Raw genomic sequence first — 12857 nt, 5'->3', positions numbered from 1 at the left:
ATGTCTCGCCCTGTTCCACATGCATAAGCAGAGGTGCGGGCGAGATCTGTTACTAACAATATACGATTCGTTGACTGTTTAGTCAACAGTTAAACTTAAATTGAGCAACTACTGAATGGTAAAGCTGAGTCATCAAAAGCGAAGCTTGTTATTTCACCACATCCGAATGTTTCTTGCCCCAGCTGTTCACACCGTCATCCTCAATAATGGAGATGGCAGCGTCGGCGATGTCGGGGTTCGACATCAGTTTCTCCTGAATACGGAACTTGATGTCATCCGCATCAGCCAGGCTGAGTCCTTTGGTAAGTTCAATCAGACCTTCGACATGATAATAACGGCCTTCCTGAATGATACGCATCATCTGAATGTCAGCAACGTGTGTGTCTGCGAGAATAGTCTGGGACACTTTGTCCTCAATATCCTGCGGAGCCGCAACACCGATCAATCCGATCATATTATCGTAACCGACACGGAAGGCTACAGCGATCATCAGACATCCAATAATCGTTGTCACAATGCCATCGAGCAATGCAAAGTTGGTCAAGGCAATCACCACGACGGAAATCAGCGCAAGCAGGGCACCGAGTACAGCGACAACATCTTCGTAGAACACGAGACGGGTTGGCGGTGCAGCACGGCCTACATTTTTAATGGCAGCAGGGACCAAGGCAAATCCGGCGGCTTTGGGTGCGCGTGCTTCTTTGAGGATTTCCTTCATGGCTTTGATCAGAATGGCACCGTCGATCAGAATGTTCAGAACAAGCACTCCGATGTTAATCCAGAGACCGCCGGTATGACCAACAGGATGCTGCAAAAGATGGATGCCTTCATGGATCGTTTCATACGCCATAATGGTAACAACAATAACGGCGATCATACAGAAAATGTTAATGACCCGTCCGAATCCGGTCGGGAAGCGGCGTGTAGGTTTTTTCTCGGACAACACACTTCCGACAAAGACAAACCCTTGGTTAATGGCATCAGCGAGTGAATGCATCGCCGAAGCGAACATGGCACCACTGCCACTGAATAGGAAGGCTCCCCCTTTGCACACAGCAAGAACAGCATTACCTGCCATCGCTACGGCGGAGGATGTGTTTCCTTTTTTGATGAGAGACATAAAGCTCTCAGACTTCGGTTGTTCAGCCACTTCGTATGTTCCTCCCAGATCAATGTATTAGGTGTAGAAAAGGCAGTCTTATCTATACAGCATGTGCATTTCCACTAAATGTTATTATAACCGCTTTGACATATCCCAGCATTATGCAAAAAAGGTCATATCATCATGCGCATTTCAGTACTCAATGGCTTCCAAGGCACGTAAATTGCGGTTGGACTGTTCCAATAGTTCCGTAAACGTCCCAGCGACATAATATACAAAATCCGGGTCATGCACGTACATAATAATCTGTCCAACCGTTCCTTGCTCTGTCGGATCAAAGTCGAACATCAGATACAGCGAACCACCTCCAAGCATGCCAAACGTGATCCATTTCTTTTGAAAAAGGTAGGGTTTGATTCGGGGATCAAGCTCACGGATCTCTTCTTCGGTAAAATAATCATCCATGCGGTTCTCCACCAGCGTGGACTGCTCCTTTTGAATCTTTTCCAGGGATAATAGGTAAAATGGCTCGGACTCCCGTCCTTCCTCAAGGCTTGGATACAAGACGTGAAAGCCATAACCACTCCCATTTTTACGTTTATAAAATGCGCGGAAATCAGCAGGTAATCGAATACCTTGTTCACGCTCGAATGCGTCGAGCTGCTCATCCGTCACGCCTTCAAACTCGCGATATGCCTCCAAGAGCTCCCGGTTTTCCTCATCCTGTACCTTCTCCTCCAGCAACATATCCAGTTCTTCCATCAATTCATATATACGCTGTTCTGGCATCCAATTCCCTCCGTATGAGCTATTCAGATAATATGGTGAGTGATATGCGAGCAAACTGTGCCTAATTTCACCTCATATTATAGTTATAATCCGGAAAAGCACACAAGAAACCGGAGACCTTGCTTATGTAATACAATGGTCTCATTATTTATAGGCGGTTGTTGCATATCAGCACACCTGTCTCCATTCCAATCGATTACGTACAACCATCATGAAAGTCACTCCTAACAACAAATAAGCGTGGGTTACAGGGGTAATCCCTGTAACCCACGCTACATTTTTTATCTACTATATAAGTGAAACTAACCTTTTATATAGTCCTCTTTAATCTAACTTCCAACAGGACAAGCTCAGGTTGCCATACTGATAGGCTTTAAACAGGAGCGATGCACGTTTGTTCTGATCTCCCGCACCCATGGCGAGTAACAGCGGTACAAAATGCTCCGGCGTAGGCACGGCGGCTTGAGCTGAAGGTGCCAGTTTATCATAGGAGCAGAGAGACTCCGTATCCCAGCTCACCAGCTTGTCATGCAGCCAGTTGTCGAACTCTGATGCCCACGGGTCAACGCCGTTACTTTCCCAGTTCAATCGACGTAGATTGTGGACGGTTCCTCCGCTACCAATGACAAGAATGTCTTGCTCACGCAAGGAAGCGAGCGCTTGTCCGACCTGATATTGCTGCTCACCTGTCAGATAGCGATTCACGGACAAGGCAATTACAGGAATATCCGCATCTGGGTAGAGCAGGCGTAGAACGACCCAAGCGCCGTGATCCAGTCCACGAACGTCATCGGTCTGTACCGGAATCCCGGCTTCTGTGAATAAACGTTCCACCTCGGCTGTGGTCTCTGCCTGTCCTTGAGCCGGGTACTTGATCTGATACAGCTCGGGCTGGAAACCGCCGAAATCATAAATGGTCTCATAGTTGGCTACCGAGGATACAAGCTGAGTTGTGGATTCCCAGTGAGCAGAGAACAATACAATTGCTTTGGGTTTCGGCAGTTCCTGTCCAAGTTTTTGCAAAAATTCGGTGTACACATTCTCCTCCAGTGCCAGTGATGGGGCACCGTGAGCAATAAAAAGAGATGGCATCATTATGAATTCAGTCCTTTCGGGTCTTCGGTAGTCAGATTTGCATCCGTCCGAAGCCAGTGTTGGAATTGTTGATATAGATCGGGGGTCACCTGGTGTCCACCGTTGTAAGGTACATATGTGACGTGATTGGTGTGTTGACGGAAGAAATTGGCGTTATCTTCGCCCAGTTGCAGCGGGAATAGATGATCCTGATCTCCATGCGAGATGAACACAGACAGCTCCGAATCGGGGTGCAGCATGTACTCGTCTTTCACAAATTGCGGGATGTACCCACTCATCGCTACAATGCCTTTAATTGCATCTCCCATCACCAGCGATAGGGTCATTGCCATAATGGCGCCCTGGCTGAATCCGGCGATATAACGCCGTGTGGGATCAATAGCATATTTGGCGGACAGATCAACAATCAACTGTTGCAGTCCCAACACGGAGGCATCATACAATTCACGGATAGGGTTGCCAATGCTTTTGATCTGAAAATAAGCATAACCACTACCCTGAACGATAGGTCCACGGATGGCGACGATAATAAAATCAGACTGCATAGGCTCCATTAAACGAAGCATATCTTGCTCATCTGATCCCATGCCATGTAAGGCGAAAATGACAGGATAACGTTGATCTGGATTGTAATGAGACGGTAATCGGACTTCATGTATATAAGGAGAATTCATTAAAAACACCACCTGAAGAGGAATGAGTTAAATATATCGTTCTGACAATAAAGTTCACCAATATGAAATAAATATTCTTATTTATGAACAAAATTTATCATGGTTTCATTGTAGGGTCAATACTTTTTTTGTATGATGAATATATGTTGTTTATAAGAAACCTTGAATGGATTTAAAAGAAGTGTCGTTGCGCATGGTTCATATTTTATTCCCGAGGACGTGATCAGGATGTTAAAGAGTATCGTGCCTATTTTGAGAATATTTGATGAAAATAAAGCTAGAGAGTTTTACCTTGAATACCTGGGTTTCCAATTGGATTGGGAACATCGATTTGAGCAAGAAATGCCCTTATATATGCAGGTTTCGCTCGATTCCATCGTGATTCATCTCTCCGAACATCATGGAGATTGTACACCTGGAGCTGCCTTGCGCGTGGAAACAGATAACTTGGATACATTTCATGGTGCACTTCGTCAGAAAGAGTACAAAAATGCGAGACCCGGTATAGAGGAGACCCCTTGGCAATCAAGAGAAATGACCGTGACAGATCCGTTTGGTAATCGGATTATATTTGTTGAGGCAAGCGCCGAATAGATAACCTGTAGTAGCTAAGCTTACGTCTGGTGTCTTATATAGGTGAATAGAAGGGGAGGGACGCAATATGGATATTGGCTTGGCTATTCGTACGATCCGCAAACAGAAACAGATTACGATCATGCAGATGTGTGAGGGCACGGGGTTGTCCAAAGGTTTTATCAGCAACGTGGAAAATAACAAAACATCACCTTCCATTGCTACGCTTGAAAGTATTGCGGATTATCTGGAAGTGCCACTGCCCTATTTGCTGCTGACACCGGAGCAACGGATGAATGTGGTACGCAAGAACGAGCGCAAGGAGACGACAGCAGGAAGCGGACAGATCAAAGTGCAGCAGCTTACAGCCAAAGGTGCGATGCGTATGTCCATTGTGGAGTTGCCGCCAGGCGCATCGACCGGGGTAAGCAAACATGCCGGGGAGGAAAGTCATCTGGTGTTGCAGGGCAAGATTCGTGCGGAGCAAAGCGAAGATGTGGAAGTTCTTGAAGTGGGTGATTCGTTTACCTGGAATGCGATCGTGCCCCATGAAGTGACCAATATCGGTGAGGAGCCTGCGGTGGTGCTCATTGCGGTGTCCAGAGAATTGGGTCTGGATCATCTGTAAAATACAAAAAGGACGGCTCCCAAGTCATGAACATGCGAACCTGCATACATGTACAATGGGAAACGTCCTTTTATATTTCTAACGAACTGAGCGAGCCCTATTAGGTGAGTTTAAGCAGGTGCAGAGATGTAACGAACCTCATACGCTTTATTTCACTGCTGTGTGTGTATTTTGGCTACAGTTCACAGACTTTTAGCGAAATAATGTTTCTGAGATTCGTTACGTTTCTCATTTCCTGCATATGACAACAATAGGGTGCGAGAAGTTCGTTAGAAAAGACAGAGGGAGACTCTGCCTATTGCGGATTAGTCGTCCAGATGCCTGCTGCTTTAACGAAGACACGGTCGGACAGCTTGAGCGTTGCGAGTGCAAGTTCAGCTACATCTTCCGCTTGCATCATGCGATCTTCGTCGCCAATTTTCAGTCCGGCATTGGTCGCAAGCTCCGTATTAACGGTGCTTGGAGTCAGTGCCGTTACACGAATGTTGGACTTGCGCACTTCCTGCATCAGAGATTCGGTCATGCCAAGCAATGCAAACTTGGACGCGCAGTATGCCGAACCTGTAGCGAATCCGCGCTCACCTGCAGTGGAAGCAATATTGATAATGCTGCCGCTACTTTCCTTGATCATGCTCGGAAGGACAGCGCGTGTAACGTAATATGTACCCATAACGTTAACATGCAGGATGCGCTCCCACTCTTCCGGCTCCATCTCCATGAACGTTCCGAACTTTCCGATCCCCGCATTATTGATAAGGATATCCACCGCACCGAGTTCCATCTCGATGGCTGCTACAGCGGCTTCGGCCTGCGTGCGATCCGAGATATCTGCTACTGCACTGGTTACTTTCACACCGTATTCTTGACTCAGAGACTGTTGCAGAGCCTGAAGATCGGAAGCGGTACGTGCAATAAGGCCGAGGTGCACTCCTTCTTTGGCAAGAGCTTCAGCGATCGCACGGCCGATACCTTTTCCGGCACCTGTGATGATCGCTGTTTTATTTTTAAGTTCCATGTGGGTAATTCCTCCTTAGAAATGGACTAGCATTCAATTATACTATTATTACCCACAGTTCGGAAATTGGCTTCATCACTATCTGGTAATCTCGATGCTACCAGAAGAAGTACGGGCCTTGATCACTTCGCGGCTCACCATTGGCGATTCAGGTACATCGACACTTCCGGAAGTAGCCTTAGCATCATAGATTCCGTCAAAATCAGGTGCAGCTTGAATGAAAATATCTCCAGATGTTCCGGATGCATTGATTGGCGCAGCATGGGACTGTTCAATATGAATGCTACCCGAGGTGAATTTAACATCGGCCGCACCATTCAATTCAGTGATCTCAATATCTCCTGATTTAATCTCACTGTTGACTTGACCGACTATCTGATCAGCAGTGAAGCTTCCGGATGTCTGTTTCACGGTCATGTCTCCATCAATCATGGAAGCGTTAATGTCACCAGAAGTTAGAACCAATTCAATATTGGGCGCCTTAATATTTTCCAGACGTATGGAACCTGAGGTATTGTTCAGCTCAAGCTGATTGGCATTCAGACCTGTCAGATCCCAGTCACTTGAAGAGGAGTCCAGCTTAACCTCATTTAATTGGTGTCCTTCAGGCAGAGCAACCGTTATTGTGGAGTCTTGATCATTCCAGTACAAGGTGAAAAATTGCAATCGTTCACGTGCTGTCTGAGACAGTTGGAATGTGCCTTTGGATAAAGTGGCTTGTTCGAAGCTTTTGACTACGGTAGGGTCCCATTTACCATCCACTTCGATATAACCATTCGAATCGGGGCTTATGACAAATTCAATATCTGCACTGAAATTAGCATTCATGATAATGTTCTGCAATTCATCTGCTTTGAAATCCCATCGTTTAGAATAATGCTCCCGTTCATCCCCGAACTGAACGCCATAGATGGATGTCCCGAGCAAACCTATTCCGATACATATCACGGCAAGCGCAAGCCATTTTTTGGTACTCATGCGGAAACATCTCCTTTCATCATATTTTTATTCCATTGAATGTATTGAAGAGTAGTGTTTTTGAAGGCTCTAAAAACATACTTCGATGCGATGGCAAACAAAATGCCGACACCGAAAGCGCCAATCGCAACGAAAATTTCCGGTTTATCGAGTTGGCCCAGGAATACAAAGTCCACAACTGCTGCTACAGGAGCCACTACCAGCAAGGAAAGGCTGGCAATAACAAGCCATACCGACCACATCATGAGACCAAGAGGAATGCCAAGGATCAGATTCAAGAATAACAGGCCGATGGCTGTGAAAAATTTGCGAGTGGCGCTGGTGTTGTTTCTGGGTGACCGCATCTCGCGATACGTCGGTGCATAGAACGCGTCTGAACCCGGCGTATGCATGTCATAACGATCACCGAGTGCTTCCTTGGCGATTTCTTCCGGCTGTCCGAGTTCCCGAGCGATCTCTTCTTCCAGCCTGCCTTCTCGTAGTCCGAGCTCGAAATGTTGATCATAGTCGGCGAGCAACTCAGCCCGTTCGAATGGGTCCATCGGCCGTAGATGAATTTCCATGGCTTTCATAAATTGTTGTCTATTCATTGGGGATTCCTTCCTCAATCAGATTTGCGACATTGCGCACAAAATCATTCCACTCTGTCGTCAGTGCCGTCATGTAGTCGCGACCTGTATCGGACAGTCGGTAATACTTGCGCGGCGGTCCTTCGCTTGATTCTTGCAGATAGGTGGTGCAGTAACCGTCATTTACAAGCCGGCGAAGCAAGGGATACAGTGCACCTTCAGCAACTTCGATATGTTTGGAGACCGCCTGAGCCAGTTCGTAGCCATACCGATCCTGGCGGTTAATTAATACCAGGACGCACAGCTCCAATACTCCTTTTTTGAACTGGATGTTCACATTCACACAGGTTCCTCCTTAGTAGCTTCATTATATAGCTAGTGTATATTATTCAGTAGTGGTGAATTCATCATAGCATCCAGTACTGTTTAATGCAAGGTAGTGACTTTAAAATAGTTCCGTATCACGATTGATCGATAATAAGTTCGTTTAATACTGATGATCAGCTGAAGCTGTTTGTTTAGCTATATTCAGCATACGCAAAAACCGGATCGGTTACTTCCGTCTGGAGGCGGATTCCGATCCGGTCTGTGAGATGAACTTTTGTTTCTTTGGTTACAGGTTAATCGCTAAATGTCGGTTATTCTTGTGCATCCAGGACTTTAAGGTCTTCCACAGCAGGGCCCTCAATGACATGGCCTGCATAATCAAAGCGGGAACCATGGCATGGGCAATCCCACGAACGTTCGCCCTCGTTCCATTCGACTTCGCAACCCAGATGGGTGCAGGTAGTATCCACCAGAAACAGCTTGCCACTGGTGTCCTTGTAGGCGCCAGCACGTTTGCCATTATGACGAACGACGGCTCCTTCGTCTTCACCAATATCGCTAACCTTTTTATGCACAATGCCTACTTTACCGGAGATTAATTCCTTTGCTACATTCACATTTTCCACAATAAAGTGTTTCATACCAGGATCGGCCTTGAATCTTGCCGGATCGAATATGGCAGCATGAGGGTTGTCACGTCCAGTGATGCGATCTGCAAGAAGGTGTCCTGCCATCGTGCCAGTTGTCATTCCCCATTTGGCAAACCCGGTCGCCACATAGACTCGTTCATGTCTTCCGGTAATCGGTCCGATGTAAGGCACCTTGTCGATGGAGATCAGATCCTGGGCTGACCAGCGAAAAGGAATGTTGCGAATGCCAAATGTCTCCGCTGCGAACTGCTCTAGGCGTTCATAATGACCAAAGGTACAGATGCCTTGTCCAGTTTTATGATTTTCACCGCCAAAGAGGATAAGTTCCTTACCATCATGTAAGACGGTACGCAAGGAGCGGTACGGTGTATCGTCCGAGATGTACATGCCACCCGCATAGGCTTTCTCCGGTTCGACTAATACAGCGTAGGATCGTTCGGCGTGTAATCGTGTGAAATAAAATCCGGGATCATAGACGGGAAAATGAGAAGCCACAACAATATGTTCCGCTGTTACGGATGGGCCATCTCCATAAGTTCTGACATGCAGGGAAGCGTCTTCCTCTACATCCGTAACAGTCGTATGCTCGTAGATCTGTACTCCTTGTTTCACAGCGGAATCGAGCAAGTAGTGCAGGTAGGCTAGCGGATCAAATCGTGCCTGACCCGGCATGCGAATGCCTGCCCTTGCGGGAACTGGAATAGGGAGTGGGTCTACCCACTCACCAGGGATATTGAGTTTGCCATAGGCGGTCAGCTCGATCTCCAGTTTTTTGATGTTTTCCTCCGATTGAATGTAGACGTAGGCATCTTCCTCTGCCCACTGGCAATCAACCTGTTTTTCCTTCACCAGATTGCGCATCCACTTCGCGGCATCGGCATTGCCTTCATAGTACATCCGAGCCTGTTCTTGTCCGAAGTGATGCATAATTTCATCAAATATGACACCGTGCTGTGCAGATACCTTGGCCGTGGTATGACCGGTCGTGCCATCCAATACTTTTCCAGCTTCTAGCACGACTACACGCATACCCGTCTGTGCGAGCAGATAGGCTGTAGTGATCCCGGCAATACCGGCACCAATAATCGCTACATCCGCGGTGATATCTTCGGTCAGTTTTGGATAGGCATCGAATTGGTGCGTAGCACGCCACAGCGATTCGGGGACCGGGGGCAGACCCGTCTTGGGCTGCTGATTGTCGCTCATTTTTTTTCCTCCTTGATTATCTTCAATCTATCGTATGGGGTGTTGTTCAGCGCACATCGTTGTACTCTTATTCATGATTGCCAGACTATGCCAGGAAAAAACGGTGTTGTTCAGATTTTGCAGAGGGGATGTTCACAATTTCCTGCGCAGAACCTCTGTTTTTTTTGTTAAATATGCTATATGATAAGATTACCGAAATCGTTTTAGGTTTTGAAAAGGAGATCAGGTTTCACACCTATAAACGTTGATTATAAAAGGATTAATTGATTCATCGGAAGAAAGATTTCATCCGAATTAACCCCGTTTTTTCTTAATATATGTATTCGCTATCATTTTAATTAACTACCGATAACCAAAGGAGATTCTATATGACGACCAACCAAACGAAATATCCGTTTCAAGATACAGCACTAGAGTTAGACACCCGGGTGAAGGACCTTGTATCCCGCTTGACGGAAGATGAAAAAATTGAATCCATGCTGCAATATCAGCCGGCAGTAGACCGCCTGGGTGTGCCTGCATACAAACATGGTACAGAAGCGGCCCACGGCTTGGCCTGGCTTGGAGAAGCAACATCCTTCCCACAACCGGTGGGGCTTGCATGCACATGGGATGCGGATCTGATGAAAGAGATTGGCTCCGTACTCGGAGACGAGGCGCGTGTATTTTATAAACGAAATCCGGCAGTGAACGGTCTTACGCTGTGGGCACCTACAGTGGATATGGAACGTGACCCGCGCTGGGGACGGAATGAAGAGGCGTATGGTGAAGACCCGGAACTGACAGCCGAGCTGACAACAGCATTGGTCAAAGGAATCCAGGGTGACCATCCAAAGTATTACAAAGCGGTCGCTACCTTGAAGCATTTCCTCGCCAATAATAACGAAGTGGATCGCGGAAGTGGTTCGTCCAGCATTGATCCACGTAACATGCGTGAATATTATCTGAAGGCGTTTGAGAAGCCATTTAAGGAAGGCGGCGCACAGTCCATGATGACAGCGTACAACTCCATTAATGGTACGCCAGCGTTGTTGCATCCTTTTGTGAACGAGATTGTCAAAGGCGAATGGGGCATGGATGGTTTCATTGTCAGTGATGCAGGCGACGTAATGGGCATCAAGAATGATCATAAATACTATGATTCCCACACACCAGGTACCGTAGAATCCGTGAAGGCCGGAATTGATAGCATCACCGATGATGCTGAGCTGTCCAAACAGGCACTGCGTGAAGGATTGGAACAAGGTACACTCACGATGGATGACATCGATAAGGCGTTGTTCAATACGTTCCGTGTGCGTTTCCGTCTAGGCGAGTTCGATCCGGAAGAAGACAACCCGTACGCTGCTATTGGTGAAGAGTCCATGATGACGGAGAAAGCAAAAGAACTGTCGCTCAGAGCCGCAAGAGAACAAGTGGTATTGCTCAAAAATGACAAAGGCACGCTCCCGCTGGACAAAACAAAAGCTGGTAAAGTGGCTGTGATTGGTCAATTGGGCGGAACCGTCTATCGTGACTGGTATGCAGGCACCATGCCGTATAACGTATCCCCACTTGAGGCGATCCGTGGCAAAGTAGGCAACGATAAAGTATCGTTTAAGGATGGTAATGACCGTATTACGTTAACTTCCGTAGCCAGTGGGAAGAAAATTGGACTGGCAGAAGGTGAAAAATCACCTGTGATTGCTTCGGGAGAAGCGGAGACGTTCATGGTTTCCGACTGGGGCTTCGGAAGTTATAACTTGCAGGCCGAAAGCAACGGCAAATATCTGACCACAGATGAAGAGACCGTAACGGCTTCCGCTGATGAAGTATACGGCTGGTTCGTGAAGGAAGTATTCCACCTGTTGCCACAAGAGGATGGCAGTGTAGGTCTGACTACTTGGAATGGCAAAACGGTGACTGCACCTAATGGTGGAAACGATGCATTAGTAGTGTCCGAAGAACTGAAAACCTTTGGTGCCACAGAGACGTTCAAGCAGGATGTGATTGTGAACGGACTTGAAGAAGCGGTAGCAGCGGCTAAGGCTGCGGAAACGGCGATTGTTTTTGTTGGTAATAATCCGCTTGTAAATGGTAAAGAAGAGATTGACCGTCCAAGTCTGGATCTCGCCGGATCCCAGCAACGTCTGGTTGAGGCGGTCTATGCCGCGAACCCGAACACGGTAGTTGTCATCGTGGGTAGTTATCCGTTCACATCCAACTGGGTTCAGGAGAACATCCCGGCGGTATTGTATACTTCACACGCAGGACAGGAACTGGGTAACGCAGTAGCTGACGTCTTGTATGGCGACTATGCACCAGCAGGCCGTCTGAATATGACATGGGTACAATCGGCAGATCAACTGACCGACATCAAGGATTACGATATCATTCAATCTGGTCGGACATATCAATATTTTGAAGGTAATGTATTGTATCCGTTTGGACATGGTCTGACGTATGCAACGTTTAAATACAGCAATTTGGAACTTAGCCCAGCTCAAGTGGGTACAGAGGGCAACGTTACGGTAACTGTAGATGTGAGCAATACGGGTTCAATCGCCAGTGACGAAGTTGTACAGTTGTACGTTCGTGCAGGCAAATCCCGGGTGAAACGTCCACTCAAAACGTTAAAAGGATTCCGTCGTCTTCATATCGAAGCGGGAGCTACAGCGAAAGTCAGCTTCACCTTGCCTGTTCAGGAACTGGCAATCTGGGATGTAACTCGTGATCGGTATGTCGTGGAAAGTGGAACTTACTCCATCATGGTTGCCAAGTCATCCTCTGATGTCCAACTGGTTGCAGACCTGACGGTAGAAGGAGAGACGATCCCTGCCCGTAATCTAGGTGTGGCTACTCGTGCCGAGAATTATGATGCTTACCTGGGTGTTGATCTGGATGAGAGCAAAGAGGGCGGAAGTGCTGTCCGTGTAGTTGGAGAGCAAGGATGGATTGCTTTCAAGGATGCCGATCTGGGTAGTGGGGCAGCAGCAATTGAAGCGCGTGTCTCCGCAGAACAAGCAGGTGCTGTGTTAGAAGTTCGACTCGGTTCACCAGACGGTACGCTCGCAGGACGTGTGGAACTGGCGCAAGGTGAAGCCCAGCAGTGGTCTACCGTGAAGGCTGAACTCACAGGTGCATCAGGTGCGCAGGATGTATACATTGTGTTGTCTGCAGGCGTGCGCATCAGTCACTTCAAGATTCGTTAAGTCAAATAACTCATGAAAAAGCCTCCGAACTTATTCGGAGGCTTTTGTTTATTGTTTGCT

At 47.3% G+C, this 12857-nt stretch carries 12 protein-coding genes; 3 read left to right on the top strand and 9 right to left on the bottom strand.

Features of this window, described 5'->3' with window-relative positions; genetic code table 11:
- Positions 1-148: 148 nt before the first annotated feature.
- The 4 genes from NST38_RS28440 to NST38_RS28425 form a co-directional block, all read right to left on the bottom strand.
- On the bottom strand, positions 149-1150 hold the full coding sequence (locus tag NST38_RS28440) for a cation diffusion facilitator family transporter (protein WP_341344235.1): 1002 nt from the start codon (positions 1148-1150) through the stop codon (positions 149-151).
- Between the two features lie 144 nt (positions 1151-1294).
- A complete protein-coding gene (locus NST38_RS28435; RefSeq protein ID WP_036667858.1) occupies positions 1295-1891 on the bottom strand; it encodes an SMI1/KNR4 family protein in 597 nt (198 codons plus the stop codon).
- A gap of 324 nt (positions 1892-2215) precedes the next feature.
- Positions 2216-2986: a dioxygenase family protein gene (locus NST38_RS28430; RefSeq protein ID WP_341344234.1), complete on the bottom strand. Its 771-nt coding sequence runs from the start codon at positions 2984-2986 to the stop codon at positions 2216-2218.
- Complete coding sequence (locus NST38_RS28425) at positions 2986-3660, bottom strand: alpha/beta hydrolase (protein ID WP_341344233.1); 675 nt, start codon at positions 3658-3660, stop codon at positions 2986-2988. The genes NST38_RS28430 and NST38_RS28425 overlap by 1 nt, the downstream gene beginning before the upstream one ends.
- A 228-nt stretch (positions 3661-3888) precedes the next feature.
- Here NST38_RS28425 and NST38_RS28420 point away from each other — a divergent pair, with 228 nt between their 5' ends.
- Together NST38_RS28420 and NST38_RS28415 are read left to right on the top strand one after the other, a co-directional pair.
- Positions 3889-4254 (top strand): glyoxalase superfamily protein, encoded by a 366-nt coding sequence (locus NST38_RS28420; protein WP_047840788.1) that lies wholly within the window; start codon positions 3889-3891, stop codon positions 4252-4254.
- Between the two features lie 67 nt (positions 4255-4321).
- A complete protein-coding gene (locus tag NST38_RS28415; protein ID WP_076253694.1) occupies positions 4322-4861 on the top strand; it encodes a helix-turn-helix domain-containing protein in 540 nt (179 codons plus the stop codon).
- A gap of 295 nt (positions 4862-5156) precedes the next feature.
- Here NST38_RS28415 and NST38_RS28410 read toward each other — a convergent pair whose 3' ends face one another.
- The 5 genes from NST38_RS28410 to NST38_RS28390 form a co-directional block, all read right to left on the bottom strand.
- On the bottom strand, positions 5157-5876 hold the full coding sequence (locus NST38_RS28410) for a 3-ketoacyl-ACP reductase (RefSeq protein ID WP_017691809.1): 720 nt from the start codon (positions 5874-5876) through the stop codon (positions 5157-5159).
- A 78-nt stretch (positions 5877-5954) separates the two neighbouring features.
- Positions 5955-6854 carry a DUF4097 family beta strand repeat-containing protein gene (locus NST38_RS28405; protein WP_036667854.1) on the bottom strand — a complete coding sequence of 300 codons (900 nt, stop codon included), beginning with the start codon at positions 6852-6854 and terminating at the stop codon, positions 5955-5957.
- Positions 6851-7444, bottom strand: coding sequence for a DUF1700 domain-containing protein (locus tag NST38_RS28400; protein WP_076253693.1), 594 nt, complete (start codon positions 7442-7444; stop codon positions 6851-6853). The genes NST38_RS28405 and NST38_RS28400 overlap by 4 nt, the downstream gene beginning before the upstream one ends.
- Complete coding sequence (locus NST38_RS28395; RefSeq protein WP_076253692.1) at positions 7437-7766, bottom strand: PadR family transcriptional regulator; 330 nt, start codon at positions 7764-7766, stop codon at positions 7437-7439. The genes NST38_RS28400 and NST38_RS28395 overlap by 8 nt, the downstream gene beginning before the upstream one ends.
- A 295-nt stretch (positions 7767-8061) precedes the next feature.
- Complete coding sequence (locus NST38_RS28390; RefSeq protein WP_076253691.1) at positions 8062-9606, bottom strand: FAD-dependent oxidoreductase; 1545 nt, start codon at positions 9604-9606, stop codon at positions 8062-8064.
- A 368-nt stretch (positions 9607-9974) separates the two neighbouring features.
- Here NST38_RS28390 and NST38_RS28385 point away from each other — a divergent pair, with 368 nt between their 5' ends.
- On the top strand, positions 9975-12797 hold the full coding sequence (locus NST38_RS28385) for a glycoside hydrolase family 3 C-terminal domain-containing protein (RefSeq protein ID WP_076253690.1): 2823 nt from the start codon (positions 9975-9977) through the stop codon (positions 12795-12797).
- Positions 12798-12857 lie beyond the last annotated feature (60 nt).

The organism is Paenibacillus sp. FSL H8-0104 (assembly GCF_038050215.1).
GTDB lineage: Bacteria > Bacillota > Bacilli > Paenibacillales > Paenibacillaceae > Paenibacillus > Paenibacillus amylolyticus.
This window is presented reverse-complemented; position numbering and strand designations above follow the sequence as displayed.

Excerpts from the sequence above, each read along its gene's own strand:
- NST38_RS28385 (WP_076253690.1), top strand. The coding sequence starts at position 9,975 with ATGACGACCAACCAAACGAAATATCCGTTTCAAGATACAGCACTAGAG.
- NST38_RS28400 (WP_076253693.1), bottom strand. The coding sequence starts at position 7,444 with ATGAATAGACAACAATTTATGAAAGCCATGGAAATTCATCTACGGCCG.
- NST38_RS28415 (WP_076253694.1), top strand. The coding sequence starts at position 4,322 with ATGGATATTGGCTTGGCTATTCGTACGATCCGCAAACAGAAACAGATT.
- NST38_RS28425 (WP_341344233.1), bottom strand. The coding sequence starts at position 3,660 with ATGAATTCTCCTTATATACATGAAGTCCGATTACCGTCTCATTACAAT.
- NST38_RS28405 (WP_036667854.1), bottom strand. The coding sequence starts at position 6,854 with ATGAGTACCAAAAAATGGCTTGCGCTTGCCGTGATATGTATCGGAATA.
- NST38_RS28390 (WP_076253691.1), bottom strand. The coding sequence starts at position 9,606 with ATGAGCGACAATCAGCAGCCCAAGACGGGTCTGCCCCCGGTCCCCGAA.
- NST38_RS28435 (WP_036667858.1), bottom strand. The coding sequence starts at position 1,891 with ATGCCAGAACAGCGTATATATGAATTGATGGAAGAACTGGATATGTTG.
- NST38_RS28430 (WP_341344234.1), bottom strand. The coding sequence starts at position 2,986 with ATGATGCCATCTCTTTTTATTGCTCACGGTGCCCCATCACTGGCACTG.
- NST38_RS28410 (WP_017691809.1), bottom strand. The coding sequence starts at position 5,876 with ATGGAACTTAAAAATAAAACAGCGATCATCACAGGTGCCGGAAAAGGT.
- NST38_RS28420 (WP_047840788.1), top strand. The coding sequence starts at position 3,889 with ATGTTAAAGAGTATCGTGCCTATTTTGAGAATATTTGATGAAAATAAA.